This is a genomic window from Vibrio sp. A2-1 (genome assembly GCF_021728355.1).
Taxonomy (GTDB): Bacteria; Pseudomonadota; Gammaproteobacteria; order Enterobacterales; family Vibrionaceae; genus Vibrio; species Vibrio splendidus_K.
The window spans coordinates 142553-162970 of record NZ_JAKKCO010000006.1 but is presented as its reverse complement, the minus strand read 5'-3'; the positions used below and the strand labels follow the sequence as shown (position 1 = coordinate 162970).

The window sequence follows — 20418 nt, the reverse complement described above, 5'->3', positions numbered from 1 at the left end:
GCACTTAAATCGAATGGATTTGCGGTTGAGATAAAAGAAGATTCGGCTAATCCGGGTACTTACATTGGCTTTATTACCAACGGTTCGGGCGCTGAAATCCCAGTGTTTACGATTGCTTTCTCTACGAGCACATTGGGTGAATACACCTTTACTCTGCTTGAAGCGTTAGACCATGTAGATGGTTTAGATAAGAACGATCTGAGCTTCGATCTGCCTGTTTATGCGGTCGATACGGACGGCGATGATTCATTGGTGTCTCAGCTAAACGTGACCATCGGTGATGATGTCCAAATCATGCAAGACGGTACGTTAGATATCATCGAGCCAAATCTGGCTGATGGCACAATCACAACTAACACCATTGATGTGATGCCAAATCAGAGTGCTGATGGCGCGACGATCACTCAGTTCACCTATGACGGTCAACTAAGAACACTTGATCAGAATGACACTGGCGAACAGCAGTTCAGCTTCACGGAAGGTGAACTGTTTATCACCCTTGAAGGTGAAGTACGCTTTGAGCCAAACCGCGACCTAGACCACTCTGTTAGTGAAGACATCGTGAAGTCGATAGTCGTTACTTCAAGTGACTTCGATAACGACGCTCTGACTTCAACCGTAACGCTGACCATTACCGATGGTGATAACCCAACGATTGACGTTATTCCGAGCGTTACTCTTTCTGAAACGAATCTGAGTGATGGCTCGGCTCCAAGTGGCAGCGCGGTAAGCTCGACTCAAACTATCACGTTCACCAATCAAAGTGATAATGTTGAGAAATTCCGTATTGAGCCAACGGAGTTCAACACTAGCGATGATCTTAAATCGAACGGTTTAGCCGTTGAGTTACGTGAAGATCCGGCAGGGTCGGGTGACTACATTGGTTTTACGACCAGTGCGACGAATGTCGAAACCACGGTATTTACGCTTAGCTTCTCTAGCACCACATTAGGTGAATATACTTTTACTCTGCTTGAGGCTTTGGATCATCAAGATGCCCGTGGCAACAACGACCTCAGCTTTGATCTGCCTGTTTATGCGGTAGACAGTGATGGTGATGATTCAGTAATGTCACCGTTAAGTGTCACTATCGGTGATGATGTTCAAATCATGCAAGATGGCACATTAGATATCGTTGAACCAAATCTTGCAGATGGCACAGTGACAACTGGTACTGTTGATGTGATGCCAAATCAAAGTGCCGATGGCGCGACGATCACGCAATTCACTTATGATGGTCAGCTTCGAACGCTTGACCAAAATGATAATGGCGAGCAGCAGTTTAGCTTCACCGAAGGTGAGTTGTTTATCACGCTTGAAGGTGAAGTGCGCTTTGAGCCTAATCGCAATCTAGACCACACGCTGAACGAAGACATCGTCAAATCAATCGTGGTGACATCTAGCGATTCCGATAACGATGTATTGACCTCAACCGTCACGCTGACCATTACCGATGGTGATATCCCAACCATTGATAATGTTCCAACTGTGAGCTTGTCAGAAACCAATCTGATTGATGGCTCTGCACCAAGCGGCAGCGCAGTAAGTCAGACCGAGACGATTACTTACACGAATCAAAGTGATGATGTGACGGGTTTCCGCATTGAGCCGACTGAATTCAATACTGGCGGCACGTTGAAATCGAATGGGTTAGTGGTTGAGCTGAAAGCCGACCCAACCACACCGGGCGGGTACATTGGTTACGTTACTGATGGCTCGAGCGTTGAAACCAACGTGTTTACGATTAGCTTCTCAGATACTAACTTGGGCCAATACACATTCACCTTGCTTGAAGCGTTAGACCATGCTGATGGCTTGTTGAATAATAGCTTGAACTTTGATCTTCCTGTTTACGCTGTCGATAGCGATGGTGATGATTCACTGGTGTCTCAGCTTAACGTAACCATCGGTGATGATGTTCAAATCATGCAGGATGGTGCCTTAGATATCACTGAACCGAATTTGGCTGCTGGCACAATCACAACCAACACCATTGATGTGATGCCAGAACAAAGTGCCGATGGTGCGACGATCACTCAGTTTACGTATGACGGTCAAGTTAGAACACTGGATCAAACGGACAATGGTGAGCAGCAGTTTAGCTTCACAGAAGGTGAGCTATTCATCACTCTTGAAGGTGACGTGCGATTCGAACCCAACCGCAACCTAGACCACACGGCTAGCGAAGATATCGTTAGGTCGATTGTGGTGACCTCAAGCGATTCAGACAATGATGTACTGACTTCCACAGTCACGCTGACCATTACCGATGGTGATATCCCAACCATTGATGCGGTGCCAAGCGTTACTTTGTCTGAAACGAATCTAGCTGATGGGTCAGCTCCGAGTGGCAGTGCAGTAAGTCAAACTGAGACGATTACTTTCACCAATCAAAGCGATGATGTGGCGAGTTTCCGTATTGAACCAACCGAGTTCAATGTGGGTGGAGCTCTGACGTCTAATGGCTTTGCGGTCGAGATAAAAGAAGACTCGGCTAATCCGGGGACTTATATCGGTTTTATTACCGATGGCTCGAATACTGAAGTTCCCGTATTCACCATTAGTTTCTCTACGACCACACTGGGCGAATACACCTTTACCTTACTTGAAGCGTTAGACCATGTGGACGGCTTAGACAACAACGACCTGAGCTTTGAGCTGCCTGTTTATGCGGTTGATACGGACGGCGACGATTCATTGGTGTCTCAACTTAATGTGACCATTGGTGATGATGTCCAAATCATGCAAGACGGTACGTTAGATATTGTTGAACCGAACCTTGCAGACGGCACAATCACGACCAATACTATTGATGTGATGCCAAATCAGAGTGCCGATGGCGCGACGATCACCCAGTTTACTTATGATGGTCAGCTACGAACGCTTGACCAAAATGACAATGGCGAACAGCAGTTTAGCTTCACGGAAGGTGAACTGTTTATCACCCTTGAAGGTGAAGTACGCTTTGAGCCAAATCGTAATCTAGACCACTCGGTGAGTGAAGATATCGTGAAGTCGATTGTGGTGACTTCAAGTGATTTTGATAATGACGCTCTGACTTCAACCGTAACACTGACGATCACGGATGGTGATAACCCAACGATTGACGTTATTCCGAGCGTTACGCTTTCTGAAACGAATCTCAGTGATGGCTCTGCTCCAAGTGGCAGCGCGGTAAGCTCGACTCAAACTATTACTTTTACCAACCAAAGTGATGACGTTGTTCGTTTCCGTATTGAGCCAACGGAGTTCAATACTAACGATGATCTTAAATCGAACGGTTTAGCCGTTGAGTTACGTGAAGACCCGGCAGGGTCGGGTGACTACATTGGTTTTACGACCAGTGCGACGAATGTCGAAACCACGGTATTTACGCTTAGCTTCTCGAGCACTACATTAGGTGAATATACTTTTACTCTGCTTGAGGCTTTGGATCATCAAGATGCCCGAGGCAACAACGATCTCAGTTTTGAACTGCCTGTTTATGCTGTAGACAGTGATGGTGATGATTCAATAATGTCACCGTTAAGTGTGACCATCGGCGATGATGTTCAAATTATGCAAGACGGTATGTTAGATATCGACGAGCCAACCGTCGCAGATTTGGCCGCTGGCACAGTGACAACTAACACCATTGATGTGATGCCAAATCAAAGTGCCGATGGCGCGACGATCACTCAATTCACTTATGATGGCCAGCTTCGAACGCTTGACCAAAATGATAACGGCGAGCAGCAGTTTAGCTTCACAGAAGGTGAACTGTTCATCACGCTTCAAGGTGAAGTGCGCTTTGAGCCGAATCGTAATTTAGACCACACACTCAGCGAAGACATCGTGAAATCAATCGTGGTGACATCTAGCGATTCCGATAACGATGTTTTGACCTCAACAGTCACGTTGACCATTACCGATGGTGATATACCAACCATTGATAATGTCCCAACAGTGAACTTGTCAGAAACGAATCTGAGTGACGGCTCTGCGCCAAGTGGCAGCGCGGTTAGTTCAACTCAAACCATTACCTTTACTAATCAAAGTGATGATGTAACAAGCTTCCGTATTGAACCCACTGAGTTCAATATTGGTGGTGCTCTAACATCAAATGGATTGGCGGTTGAGCTGAAAGCCGACCCAACCACACCGGGTGGTTACATCGGTTTTGTTACGGATGGTTCGAACGTCGAAACCAACGTATTCACGATTAGCTTCTCAGATACTAACTTAGGTCAATACACCTTCACCTTACTTGAAGCATTAGACCATGCGGATGGCCTTGCAAATAACGATCTGAGCTTTGACCTGCCGGTTTATGCGGTCGACAGCGATGGTGATGATTCACTGGTGTCTCTGCTTAACGTAACCGTCGGTGATGATGTTCAAATCATGCAAGATGGTACGTTTGATATCACTGAGCCAAATCTTGCTGACGGCACAATCACAACGAATACCATTGATGTGATGCCAGAGCAAAGTGCCGATGGCGCGACGATCACTCAGTTTACTTATGACGGGCAAGTTCGAACTCTGGATCAAACTGACAATGGTGAGCAGCAATTTAGCTTCACGGAAGGTGAGTTGTTCATCACTCTTGAAGGTGAAGTGCGCTTCGAACCCAATCGTAATCTAGACCACACGGCTAGCGAAGACATCGTCAAGTCGATAGTGGTGACCTCAAGCGATTCAGACAATGACGTACTGACTTCAACAGTAACTCTCACCATTACCGATGGTGATATTCCAACTATTGATGCGGTGCCAAGCGTTACTTTGTCTGAAACTAATCTCACGGATGGCTCAGCGCCAAGCGGCAGCGCAGTCAGTCAAACTGAGACCATCACCTTTACCAATCAAAGTGATGATGTGGCGAGTTTCCGTATTGAGCCTACTGAATTCAATGTCGGCGGTGCACTGAAATCGAATGGTTTTGCGGTTGAGATAAAAGAAGACTCTGCTAATCCAGGTACTTACATCGGCTTTATTACCAATGGTTCGGGCACTGAAGTTCCAGTGTTCACGATTGCTTTCTCTACGAGTACGTTGGGTGAATACACCTTTACTCTGCTTGAAGCGTTAGACCATGCGGATGGTTTAGATAAGAACGATCTGAGTTTTGATCTGCCTGTTTATGCGGTTGATACGGACGGCGACGATTCACTGGTGTCTCAGCTGAATGTGACCATCGGTGATGATGTTCAAATCATGCAAGATGGTACGTTAGATATTATCGAGCCAAATCTTGCAGACGGCACAATCACAACCAACACCATTGATGTGATGCCCGAGCAAAGTGCTGATGGTGCGACGATCACTCAGTTTACTTATGACGGTCAGCTAAGAACGCTTGATCAAAATGACACTGGTGAACAGCAGTTCAGCTTCACAGAAGGCGAGTTGTTTATCACCCTTGAAGGTGAAGTGCGCTTTGAACCTAATCGCGATCTAGACCATTCCGTTAGCGAAGACATCGTGAAGTCGATAGTAGTGACTTCAAGCGACTTCGATAACGATCCGGTGACTTCAGCCATTACGCTGACCATTACTGATGGCGACAATCCGACTATCGATTCGGTACCGAGCGTTGTACTTGAAGAAGCTGATTTAACTGATGGCTCATCGCCAAGTGGCAGCGCGGTTAGTCAAACGGAAACCATCACTTTCACTAATCAAAGTGACGATGTTGAGAAATTCCGTCTAGAACCAAGTGAATTTAATACTAACAACGCGCTCAAGTCCGATGGCTTGATCATTGAGATTCGAGAGGAACCAACAGGATCAGGCAATTATATTGGTTTCACGACCGATATTTCGAATGTCGAAACCACTGTGTTTACACTCGATTTCAACAGTACCACTTTGGGTGAGTACACCTTCACGCTTCTGGAAGCGATTGACCACACACCAATTCAAGGAAATAACGACCTAACATTTGACTTGCCAGTTTACGCAGTGGATACCGACGGTGACGATTCGTTAATGTCATCACTATCGGTGACGATTACTGATGATGTTCAAGTGATGGTGAGTGGTTCGCTTAGTATCGAAGAGCCTACTGTTGCCGACTTGGCTGCAGGCACGCCAACAACATCAGTATTTGATGTATTAACATCCGCGAGTGCTGATGGGGCGACCATTACTCAGTTCACTTATGATGGTGGGGCGGTATTAACGCTTGATCAAAACGATACAGGTGAGCAGAAGTTCGTGGTTGCTGATGGGGCATTATATATCACTCTGCAAGGCGATATTCGTTTCGAACCAAGTCGTAACCTTGACCATACTGGTGGCGATATCGTGAAGTCGATAGTCGTAACTTCAAGTGATTCCGATAGCGATCTTGTGTCTTCAACGGTAACGCTAACCATTACTGATGGCTATATCCCAACGATTGACACGGTGCCAAGCGTTACTCTGTCAGAAACGAATCTGAGCGACGGATCTGCTCCGAATGCAAGTGCGGTAAGTTCAACTCAAACCATTACCTTTACTAACCAAAGTGATGACGTGACGAGTTTCCGTATTGAACCGACTGATTTTAATGTTGGTGGTGCTCTGAAATCGAACGGATTGGCGGTCGAACTGAAAGCTGACCCAACTACACCGGGTGGCTACATCGGTTTTGTGACTGATGGTTCGAACGTTGAAACTAACGTGTTTACGATTAGCTTCTCGGATACCAATTTAGGTCAATACACCTTCACCCTGCTTGAAGCGTTGGATCATGTAGATGGCTTAGTGAAGAATGATCTGACTTTTGATCTTCCTGTTTATGCGGTTGATAGCGATGGTGATGATTCACTGGTGTCTCAACTGAATGTGACCATTGGTGATGATGTACAGGTCATGCAAAACCAAGCGCTTAATATTATTGAGCCAACGGTTGCTGATTTGGCTGCAGGTACTCCGACGACAGCCACTGTTGATGTGATGCCTAGCCAAAGTGCCGATGGCGCGACAATCACTCAGTTTACTTACGATGGCGGGGCGGCAATAACACTCGACCAAAACGACACCGGTGAACAGAAGTTTGTATTTACTGAAGGTTCACTGTTCATCACCTTGCAAGGTGAAGTGCGTTTCGAGCCAAATCGCAATCTAAACCACACAGCGAGCGAAGACATCGTGAAGTCGATTGTGGTGACTTCAAGCGATTTAGATAACGATGTACTGACGTCAACGGTCACTCTGACTATTACTGATGGTGATATCCCAACCATTGATGCAGTGTCAAGCGTTACTCTGTCTGAAACTAATCTTAGTGACGGCTCAGCGCCAAGCGGCAGTGCTGTAAGTCAAACAGAGACGATTACCTTCACCAATCAAAGTGATGATGTGGCGAGTTTCCGTATTGAGCCAACAGAGTTCAATGTGGGCGGTGCACTGAAATCGAATGGATTTTCGGTTGAGATAAAAGAAGATTCGGCTAATCCGGGTACTTACATCGGTTTTATTACCAATAGCTCAGGCACTGAAGTTCCTGTCTTCACCATTAGCTTCTCGGCAACGACGCTAGGTGAATACACCTTTACTTTAATTGAAGCGCTAGACCATACAGATGGCCTAGCTAATAACGATCTGAGCTTTGAGCTTCCGGTTTATGCGGTTGACACAGACGGCGACGATTCATTGGTGTCTCAATTGAATGTGACCATTGGTGATGATGTCCAAATCATGCAAGACGGTACGTTAGATATCACTGAGCCAAATCTTGCAGACGGAACAATCACAACCAACACCATTGATGTGATGCCAAATCAGAGTGCCGATGGTGCGACAATCACTGAATTCTCATTTGGCGGTATTGTCAAAACACTCGATCAAAGCATCGTAGGCGAGCAGCAGTTTAGTTTTACCGAAGGTGAGTTATTCATCACTCTTCAAGGCCAAGTGCGCTTTGAACCTACTCGTGACCTTGACCACACGACCAACGAAGATATCGTGAAGTCGATAGTGGTAACTTCAAGTGATTTTGATAACGATCCGGTGACCTCAACCGTTACGCTAACCATTACCGATGGTGACATTCCAACCATTGGTGCTGTGCCAAGCGTTACTCTCTCAGAAACAAACTTAGCGGATGGTTCGGTTCCAAGCGCCGGCGCGGTCAGCTCAACACAGACGATTACTTTCACCAACCAAAGTGACGATGTGGTTCGTTTCCGCCTAGAACCAACCGAGTTCAATACCAACGATGCACTTAAATCGAATGGCTTAGCGGTCGAACTGCGTGAAGATCCTCAAGGCTCTGGTCAGTACATCGGTTTTACTACCAGTTCGTCTAATGTAGAGACGACAGTATTTACACTGGACTTCAACTCCGGAACCTTAGGCGAATACACATTTACTTTAATCGAAGCTCTCGATCATCAAGATGCGCGCGGCAACAACGATTTAAGCTTTAATCTACCTGTGTATGCGGTTGATAGTGATGGCGATGATTCGTTAGTTTCTCAGCTTGGCGTGACCATTGGCGACGATGTGCAGTTGATGCAAGGCGGCACAATCACCAGTCGTGAGCCTGCAACAAGTGTAGAAACATCGAATACCTTTGATGTGATGCCAAACCAAAGTGCTGATGGAGCCAAAGTCACTTCATTTGTTTTTGACGGTAACACTGCAGAAAGTCTTGATTTGAATGTGAATGGTGAACAAGAGTTCGTCTTCACGGAAGGTTCGGTATTCATTACGACGGAAGGTGAGATACGTTTCGAACCGGTGCGCAATCAAAACCATGCAGGTGGTGATATTACCAAGTCGATTGAGGTGACGTCTGTTGACCTCGATGGCGATATTGTTACATCGACCGTGACGCTGAAGATTGTTGATGGTGACCTTCCTACTATTGACCTTGTTCCCGGAATTACGTTATCTGAAGTGGATCTGGCTGATGGCTCTGCGCCAACCGGTAATCCAGTGACAATGACACAAACCATTATTTACACAGCGGGTAGTGACGACGTAAGCCATTTCAGAATTGACCCTACGCAGTTTAATACTTTAGGGGCTTTGAAATCGAACGGTCTAGATGTCGAGATAAAAGAGCAGCCAGCTAATTCTGGTAATTACATTGGCTTCGTTAAAGACGGTTCTAACGTAGAAACCAACGTCTTCACGATCAGCTTCTCGACGAGCAATTTAGGGCAATACACGTTCACACTGCTTGAAGCGTTAGATCATGTCGATGGATTACAAAACAATATACTAAGCTTCGATGTCCCTGTGTTAGCGGTTGATGCGGATGGTGATGACTCTGCAATGTCGCCAATGACGGTTGCGATCACCGATGACGTACAAGGTGTTCAAGATGGTACCTTGAGTATCACTGAGCCTTCATTAGCTGATTTGGCTGCGGGTACGCCACCTACGACGGCAATCATTGATGTTATGCCAACGCAGAGTGCTGATGGCGCGAAAGTGACACAGTTTACTTACGATGGTGGCACAGCTGTAACGTTAGACCCAAGCATCTCTACAGAACAAGTCTTTACCGTAACCGATGGCTTACTGTACATCACCATTGAAGGGGAGGTTCGTTTTGAGCCGAGCAGAGATCTAGACCATTCATCTGGCGACATTGTAAGAACGATTGTCGTTACCACCAGTGATTTTGATAACGATACAGATACTGCAGATGTCACTTTGACGATCAAAGACGGTATCGATCCAGTGATCAATGTGGTTCCAGATGTTAACTTATCGGAAGTCAACCTAGCGGATGGCTCGACGCCAACTGGTTCTCCGGTAAGTTCGACTCACACAATCACTTACACCGAAGGAAGTGATGATTTTAGTCACTTTAGAATTGCGACCAACGAATTCAATCCTGGCGATCTGTTGAAATCAAGTGGTCTTGTTGTTCAACTAAAAGAAGATCCTGCTTCTGCTGGTGACTACATTGGTTATACCGATGATGGTATGGGTAACGTTACCGATGTATTTACCATTAGCTTTGATAGTGCAAACAAAGCTCAGTTTACATTTACCTTGATTGAGGCACTTGATCACCTTGATGGCGTGCTTTACAACGACCTTACTTTCCGTTTGCCTATCTATGCTGTTGATACAGATGATTCTGAGTCAACAAAGCGCGATGTTGTGGTTACGATAGAAGATGACATCCAGCAAATGCAAGATGGCTTCTTAACCATTACCGAGCCAAATTCTGGTACTCCAACAACAACTACCGTTGATGTGATGCCAATACCAAGTGCAGACGGCGCGAACATTACGCAGTTCACGTATGACGGTGGCTCTGCAATTACTCTGAATCAGAACATCAGTGGCGAACAAGAGTTTGTTTTCACTGAAGGTTCACTGTTTGTGACATTAAATGGTGACGTAAGGTTTGAGCCTAATCGAAACCTTGATCACTCTGCAGGGAACATTGTTAAGTCAATCGTGTTCACGTCTTCAGACTTTGATAACGATATCTTTTCGTCGACGGTTACGCTCACCATTGTTGATGGTGATGGGCCAACAATCGACGTTGTGCCGGGTGTGGCATTGTCAGAAAGCTTACTTGCTGATGGTTCGACGCCTAGCGTAAACCCTGTGAGTATGACTCAAACCATTACTTCACTTGCAAGCAGTGATGATATTGCTGAAATAGTGGTGGAAGTAGGATTGTTCAATACCAACGGCGCGTTGAAGTCTGATGGCCTTGAATTGAGTTTACGTGAAGATCCAGCTGGTTCAGGCGACTACATTGCATTTACTACTAATGGTTCAGGTGTTGAGAAAGTAATCTTCACTCTGGATTTTGATGATACGAATCCGAGGGAATACACATTTACTCTGCTTGAGCGTTTAGACCATGTTGATGGTTTAGGAAACAACGATCTGAGCTTTGATCTTTCTGTTTACGCGGAAGATACCGATGGTGATATTTCAGCGTCTAAACCGCTGACTGTCACCATCACCGATGATGTTCAGCTGATGCAGTCAGGTGCGCTCAACATTATTGAGCCAACCACGGGAACACCAACCACAACGACATTTGATGTGATGCCTGCGCAAAGTGCAGATAGCGCGACAATCACTAAGTTTGTGTATGACAATCAAGCTGAAACAGCCTTGGTACAAACCGACACGGGTGAGCAAGAATTTGTGTTCACTGAAGGTTCCTTGTTTATCAATCTCGAAGGGGATGTACGTTTTGAACCTAACCGCAATCTAGACCACTCTAGTGGCGATATCGTCAAGACCATTACGGTGACATCTGAAGATAAAGACGGCGATATCGTGACGTCTACAGTGACGTTAACTATTGCCGATGGCGCGCCACCAACTATCGACACCGTACCGACTGTCGCGTTGGCTGAAGCAAATCTGATTGATGGTTCTTCACCGGGTTTACCTGTTAGCCAAACTGAAACCATTACTTTCACAGCAGGAAGTGATGATGTGAGCCACTTCCGTATTGATCCGGCTCAATTCAACACATCAGGCGATCTGAAAGCGGATGGTTTGGTGGTTCAGTTAAAAGAAGATCCTCTAAACAGCGATAATTATATTGGTTACGTTGAAAGCGGCGGTGTCCAAACGGATATCTTCACCATCACCTTTAGCAGCGTGGTTCTAGGAGAGTACACATTCACCTTGTTGGAAGAGTTAGATCACCTGCCTGTACAAGGTAACAATGATCAAATCTTCACCTTGCCAGTGATCGCAGTCGACAAAGACAACACTGACTCAGCGGTGAAACCTCTTACGGTGACCATTACCGATGATGTTCCAACCATCACTGATACCACTGGCGCGAGTACGTTTGTGGTTGATGAAGATGATTTGGGCACTCTGGCACAAGCGACGGGTTCGTTTGTAACCACAGAAGGTGCAGATCAAGTCGAGGTTTATGAACTACGTAATATAGCGACTCTAGAAACTACGCTTACCTCAAGTGGTGAAGCGATTTCGATCACAGAGATCACTGGGGTTGCGAACACAACCACCTATCAAGGAGCCACCACAAGTGGAACACCGATTTTTACTCTTGCTTTGGGTAACGATGGGTCATACACATTTACCTTGCTTGGTCCTCTAGACCATGAGCCTAGCTCAGAGGCGAGAAATAGTCTGTCTATCTTCTTTGATGTAGTGGCGGTAGACGGTGATGGCGATGATTCCAACCAGTATCAACTACCAATTAAAGTCATTGATGATGTCCCGGAAATGACGCCGCCGACGGGCGAAACGGTTGTCGATGAAGACGATCTTACAGGCATAGGTTCGGATCAATCTGAAGATACCGTTATTAATGGACTGTTCACGGTCGATGAAGGTGCTGATGGTGTTGTTAAGTACGAATTAGTCGATGAAAACTTGGTGATTACAGGCTTAACTTCTGATGGAGAAAGCCTAGAGTGGCTGCCTGTTTCACAAAGCGGTACAACCTTCACTTATGTTGCACAGACTGTAACCAGCAATCAGCCTGTGTTTGAAATCATTTTTGATACCTCAAACAACAGCTATCAATTTGAGCTGTTTAAACCACTTAAGCACCCTGATGGCGCGAATGAAAACACCATAGAGCTTGATTTCTCTATCGTGGCTGAAGATTTTGACCAAGACCAATCAGACGCGATCGATCTAAAAATCACGGTTACTGATGATGTTCCGTTGGTGACAACTCAATCGATTACTCGTCTTGAAGGGCAGGGTTACAACAACTCTAAAGTCGACATGTTTGCTAATGCGACGGATGTAGGGGCTGATGGTGCGGTACTGAGTCGAATTGAGGGTATCTCAAATAATGGTGCAGATATTGTTTTCCAAAGAGGTAATGCGACTGATTACAGTGACGCATTAAATCTTCAAAGCGGAAGTCGAATTATCCGCGTTTATGAGCAAACCGATGATGGCAATGGTGGTACTCAGGAAAGGCAGCTTGGTACTTTACGCATCAACTCAAATGGTGAGGTTGAATTCAAAGCTAACAGCTATCTCGATCATGACGGCCTAGACACTATCGACTTCTCGATTAACGTGATTGCGACGGATGGCGATTTAGACACCTCTGAAACACCGTTAGATATTACGATTACTGATAGGGATTCTACAAGAATTGCGCTGAAAGTGACGACCTTCGAGGATGCGGGTAGAGACTCAACCATACCTTACGCAACAGGCGATGAACCGACTCTTGAGAATGTTCAAGATAACCAAAATGGTTTGCCGAATGCGCCAGCGCAAGTTGCGCTGCAAGTTAGTCTGTATGACCAAGATAACGCTGAATCTATTGGGCAGTTGACGATTAAAAGCCCGAACGGAGGTGATAGTCACCAAGGTACTTTTTATTACTTTGATGGTGCTGATTACATTGAATTAGTGCCTGAGTCAAATGGGAGCATTATATTTGGCTCTCCTGAACTCGAACAAAGCTTCGCTCCAAACCCGAGTGAACCAAGACAAACTATCGCGACGATAGACAACCTGTTCTTTGTTCCTGACCAACACGCTAGTTCGGATGAAACTGGTGGGCGAGTTCGCTATGAGCTTGAAATTGAGAAAAATGGCAGTACGGATCACACCGTTAATTCAAACTTCAGAATTGAGATTGAAGCTGTAGCTGATATTGCGACTTGGGATGACACCAGTAGCACGTATCAGTATCAAGTGAACGAAGATGAAGACAATGTCACGTTGCAGTTAAACGCTGAATCACAAGATAGTAGCCAAACTGAAACGATCACTTATGAGTTAAAAGTTGTTGAAGGTGACGGGAAGTTTGAGCTGCTTGATAAAGACGGCAATGTGCTTACGCCGACGGCGGATGGTGTATATAAAATAGCGGCAGAAGACATTAACAGCACCGTGGTTAACCCGATCGATAATTTCTCAGGTCAGATAGAGTTTGAAGCAACAGCGGTTACAGAGGAAACACTGAATCCTTATGAAGATACTGCCAACGGCGGAGCAAATGATAAAACTGAGGCCCGTTCTGTAGAGCAAAACATCATTATTGATGTCACCGCTGACGCGGACCCTGGAAAATTCAGTGTAAATCGCATTCAAATCAACGAAGACAATATTGATAATCCCGATTACCTTGGGCCTTTGGATAACAAAGATGCATTCACGCTAGACGAAGTCATCACCATGACAGGGTCGGTCGATACGGATGGCTCTGAAGAACTGTTTGTTCGTATCAGCAATATTACAGAAGGGGCTGTGCTTTACTTTGTAGGTACAACCACAGTAGTTCCTATTGTCAGTGGTACCAATTATCACGAAATAGCGTATTCCGATTTGGCTAATGTTGAAGTGGTTCCAACTAAACACAGCAATGTGGATTTCACTTTTGATGTTACAGGCGTAGTGAAGGACACAGCAAACCTGTCAACCAACCCACAACAAGTCGATGTAGAAATACTCGGTACTAAAACGGTTAACGTTGAAGTGAAAGGGGTTGCTGACACACCTTATGGTGGGACGAATGGTACCGATTGGACCGCAATTACAGATGGTACTGCAAGCGGCGTTCAAACGACGATTCAAGAGAGTCAAAACGGCGACAGCTTTGCTCTGCTTGACTTCACGGTATTGTCGGGGGAGAGAAAGCCTGCTTCAGGCACTACACCATTATCGGACGATGGTTCCGAATCAATAACGGTCATCTTATCGGGTATTCCTGATGGCGTTATAATCGAGGATGGTGACGGTACGGTTATTGATCTTAACTTTGTGGGTTACGAAACCGGACCTGGCGGTAGCCCTGATTTATCAAAACCTATCTACGAAGCTAACATTACGGAGGCGGGTACAACGTCAGGTATTCGTATTCGACCTGTCGACTCTTCGACCGAGAATATCCACATTCAAGGCAAAGTGATCGTAACGGAAAACGACGGTCACACGCTTTCTTTTGATCAAGAAATTCGAGTGTTGGTTGAGCCTATCATCGATACCTCAGCAACCTACAACAACGTCACAAACGGGAACGAAGATACTGCTATCAACATCGATTGGCATCCTGAAGGCGTTGACTATATCGACTCTGATGAGCATTTCACTTCAATTAAGATTTCCGGTATTCCACCGGGTGTCACACCCACCGTAAATGGTGATGTGACTGTTGTGAATGATGGTGCGGGTACGTTAACGATTACCCCTAAAGACGCGAATCAGACGCCGGAACAATTTACCCAAATTGCATTGTCGAATAACTTTATTCAAATGACTCCGCCAACGGACTCTAGCGTTGATTTTACATTGACTACAGAAGTAGACGTTGAGGAGCGTGATCACGAATATGTGGACTCTTCTAACCCAGGTGAGGGTATTGCGACTGCGACGGTTAAAGGTACGATCAATGTTGTCGTAAGGCCCGTTGTTGAGCCTGATGATGGTATCGATAATCAGCTTATCGTCGACGACGTGGCTGGAACTGGTTCTTTGGGTACGGTGAGCGCCGATCCTTTGACTGGTGTACTTAAGTTTACAACCAACAGCGACAATCCATCCGCCACGGATGAATTTGTTATTCGATATCAAGAAACCGATGCATCATCTGCTATTGAGGAAGTCGACCAACTGGTTATTCAATTAACGAATAATGACACGAATAAGACTCCATTATCAGATGACGTATTGAATCAATTACTCGTTATTGGCGCGGCTTATGAAGGCGATGGTCGTTGGGTTGTGACGAATGAGGACTTGTTTAGTATCAGTGCTCCTAATGGTCTTGGTTTCCCTCCTATTTCTAATCTTCCAGACGTATTTAATGACATCAAGATGACTATCTTTAGTACGGTGGTTGATCGCGGTGATGGTGTTGAGGTTGAGTCATCTCCTGCCGTTATTCGGGAAGGCGAAGTGACATTATCATTTCCAGAAGTACTTGTTGGGGGAGGTGAGGTTGCAGCTAACATTACAATGGATGCTAATAGTGTTGTCGACGCTATCGAAGACACGCAACTTGATTTAGGTGCAGCACTAAATGGTGTAATCACTTTCTCTGGAGAAGATGCTTCGGTAGACCAAGTGACTATTATCATTGATGACTCCGTGACCATTAACCCAGGAGGCACTTTCCCAATTAGTTTAGCGGGAAGCAGTGAAGTCGATTTTGTTAATGGAAAATATGTATTTGAGACAACCGTTGAACAGGGCGTTCCAACTGATTTCTCAGGGCTGTTACTTAACTTGCCTGCCGATTACTCGGGTGACTTTAGATTACCTCTAACCATAGTGACCAAAGATTTACAATCTGGCGATGAGAAGACTTTAGTGACTGAAGTTATCATCAAAGTCGCACCAGATGCTGAGACGGATCCAACGATTGAGGTGAATGTCGTGGGTTCTCTTGATGATGCCTTTAATCCTGTTGATACCGACGGTCAAGCTGGGCAAGATCCGGTGGGTTACGAAGACACCTATATTCAGCTCGACTTCAATTCGACCATTTCGGATCAGGTTTCCGGCGTCGAAGGCGGCCAAGAAGCGTTTACGTCCATTACTTTAACGTTGGACGATCCTTCTATAGGTGCATTCTATGACAACACGGGTACTTCACTAGGCACATCTGTTACGTTTAATCAGGCTGAAATAGCAGCGGGTGCACTCGATAACGTGCTCTTTAGGGCAATCGAAAATTACCCAACGGGTAATGATATTAACCAAGTGCAGGTTAATGTCAGCGGTACAGTCACAGATACCGCAACTTATAATGATCCTGCTTCTCCTGCGGGTACGGCAACAGACTCCGATACTTTCTCTACAAGTGTCAGCTTTGAAGTCGTTCCTGTGGTCGATGACGTGTCTGTTACTGGACCGGGTAGCGATCCGGATGTTATCGAGATTACTGGCAACGAAGACCAGCTCATCTCTCTGTCGGGTACAGGGCCTGTATCGATTGCACTGACTGACCTTGATGGTTCAGAACAGTTTGTGTCGATTAAGTTTACCGATGTCCCTGATGGTTTCCAAATGCGTGCAGATGCGGGCTCGACATATACCGTGAAAAATAATGGTAATGGAGAGTGGAGTGTTCAACTGCCTCAAGCTTCGGGGTTGTCATTCGATTTAAGTGAGATCTCGATTTTACCGCCTAAAAACTTCAGTGGTACGGCCGAATTTGGTGTTGAAGTCTTTACCCAGGAATCGTTGTTGGGCGTGCCTACTGCAGCGGCAAATTTACCAAGCTTCAAATTACACGTGGTACCCGTTGGTGATGATGTTGATACCAACCCAACCGATTCTGTGACAGGCAATGAAGGCCAAAACATTGATATCGAAATCAATGCGACTATTTTGGACAAAGAATTGTCTGCAACGGGAAGCGGGACGTATACCGAGAATACGCCCGAAACGCTTCGAGTTGAAGTGGCGGGTGTTCCTCAAGATGCTTCTATTTTCTATCCAGATGGCGCGACATTGGCTAGCTACGATCCGGCGACGCAGCTTTGGACACTTGATGTTCCTGCACAGTCGCTCGATAAGATCGTATTCAATTCTGGAGAACATAATAGTGAGACAGGCAATGTACTGGGTATCAATGGTCCACTGCAGATTACGGTACGTTCAGTAGATACTGATGCTGATAATACAGAGTACCTAGGTACGCCAACCAGCTTCGATGTCGATCTGGTGATTGATCCTATTAACGATCAACCGATCTTTGTGAACGTAACGAATATTGAAACGCCGGAAGACATCAGTATCGCTATCGACAACTTTAGTATCTACGACGTCGACGCTAACTTTGATAATCCAGATGCTCCGTATGAACTGACGCTTAAAGTCGACCAAACACTGCCGGGTGCACAGGGTGTGTTTGAGTTTACCAGCTCTCCTGACGTGACGTTTGTATTGCAACCTGACGGCTCATTGGTGATTACCGGTAAAGAAGCCGACATCAATACCGCATTGACTAATGGAGCTGTGACTTTCAAACCCGATCCAGATCAGAATTACCTCAACCAGAGTGGTTTAGTCACAATCAATGCGACCCTCGATGACGGTGGTAATAACGGTCTGATTGACGCGGGTGATCCGAATACCGGTCAAATCAATCAAGCTACGTTTACCATTAAGGTGACGGAAGTGAATGACGCTCCTGTGGCGACTGATGTGGATTTAGGCTCGATTGCGGAAGACGGTCAAATCGTGATTGTTGAAAGTGACTTGATTGCAGCCAGTTCTGATCTAGAAAACCATAATCTCACAGTAACCGGTGTGACTCTTACTCAAGGGCAAGGTCAGCTTACACGCTATGAAAATGCTGGTGGTGCTGATGACGCTGGGGTTACGGGGCCATTCTGGATATTCATTGCAGATAATGATTTCAACGGCGACGTTAAATTCAATTACTCCATTATCGATGATGGTACAACCAATGGTGCGGATGATTTTAAAACCGATAGCGCTGAAATCAGCCTTGTGGTGACAGAAGTCAACGACCAGCCAGTGGCATCGGATATTGATTTGGGCACCATGCTTGAAGAAGGTCAGTTGATCATCAAAGAGGAAGACCTGATTTCAGCAACCACTGATCCGGAAAACGACACGATTACTGTGAACAGCTTGGTGCTCGATCAAGGTCAGGGCCAATTACAACGCTTTGAGAACGTGGGCGGTGCTGATGATGCTACGATCACTGGCCCATACTGGGTATTTACCGCAGCCAACGAGTACAGCGGTGATGTTAAGTTCACTTATACCGTTGAGGACGATGGCACAACCAATGGCGCTGATGACTTCTTAACAGACAGTGGCGAAATTAGCGTTGTGGTAACGGAAGTGAATGATCAACCAGTGGCAACGGATATCGACTTAGGAAACATCCTTGAAGAAGGTCAGTTGATCATCAAAGAGGAAGACTTAATTGCTGCGACGAGCGATCCGGAAAACGACACGATTACCGTGACTAATCTGGTGCTCGATGAAGGCCAAGGTCAGTTACAGCGCTTCGAAAACGTAGGTGGCGCTGATGACGCTATGATTACTGGCCCGTACTGGATATTTACGGCGGCTGATGAATACAACGGTAACGTTAAGTTCACCTATACCGTCGAAGATGATGGTACAACCAACGGCGCTAATGACTTCTTAACGGATACTGCGGAGATTACCGCGATTGTCGATGGAGTGAACGATACACCTGTTGTTGATGGTGACAGTGTAACTACTGTTATTGACGAGGATGTTGGTCAGCTATTGAGTGGTATCAATGTTAGCGACCCAGATTATGTGGATGCATTTTCTAACGACTTAATGACCGTCACGCTGACAGTGGATTACGGTACATTGAACGTATCACTTCCGGCAGTGACGACGGTGATGGTCAACGGCAACAACACTGGTTCGGTTATCTTAGTCGGTACTCTGAGTGACCTAAATGCACTGATTGATACGCCAACCAGTCCAAATGGTGTTTACCTCGATGCGAGCTTGTCTCCAACCAATAGCATTGGATTGGAAGTCATCGCCAAAGACAGCGGTAACCCTTCTGGTATCGCGATTGAAACTGCCCCTGTGGTTTATAATATCGCAGTGACACCAGTCGCTAATGCGCCAACCTTGTCTATTGATCCGGCATTTAACTATGTGAGAAACATTACGACCAGCTCATCTGTGGTCGCTAGTAGTGGAGTCGCTTTAGTTGGAATTGTCGCTGCATTGACGGACATTACTGAAGAGTTAACGTTGAAGATAAGTGATGTCCCGGATGGTGTTGATGTAACCAGTGATGTGGGTACGGTTTCGCTGGTGGGTGATACTTGGATAGCGACGGCTGATGCGATCGATAGTCTCAGACTCGTCGAGCAGTCATCATTAGGTAAGCCGTTAACCCCGGGTAACTACACGCTGAAAGTTGAGGCGGTATCTGAAGAGACGGACAACAACGATATTGCGATATCACAAAACATTGATCTAAACCTCAATATTGTTGCCAACCCAATAGATCTCGATCGGTCTTCTGAAACAGACGATGTGCAACTTTTAGCGAGTAACTTTGATACAAACCTCACTGGCGGTACTGGAAATGACCGACTTGTAGGTGGAGCGGGTGACGATACGCTGGTTGGCGGTGACGGTAACGACACACTCATTGGTGGCGGCGGTTCAGATATTCTAACCGGTGGCGATGGTATGGACTCGTTCGTATGGCTTAATATCGAAGATGGCGTTGAAGACACCATTACCGATTTTAGCCTGTCTGAAGGAGACCAAATCGACCTACGAGAAGTATTACCTGAGTTGAAGAATACATCTCCAGACATGTCTGCATTACTACAACAGATAGACGCGAAAGTGGAAGGGGATGATATTGAACTAACGATCAACCCTGATGGTTTGGGCACCACAGAGCAAGTGATTGTGGTTGAAGACCTTGCTCCTCAGCTAACCTTAAGTGGCACCATGCCTTCGGATATTTTGGATGCGTTAGTGCAACAAAATGTCATCACTCACGGTTAA

General features: G+C 45.9%; 1 protein-coding gene (running past one end of the window). It reads left to right on the top strand.

The genetic code is table 11. The features are described 5' to 3' along the window. A protein-coding gene (locus L3V33_RS18330; protein WP_237290998.1) for a retention module-containing protein crosses the window boundary here: on the top strand, nucleotides 1-20418 show its 3' portion. 9759 nt of this gene lie to the left of the window's left edge; the window shows 20418 of its 30177 coding nt (coding positions 9760-30177); the start codon falls outside the window, past its left edge; its stop codon occupies nucleotides 20416-20418.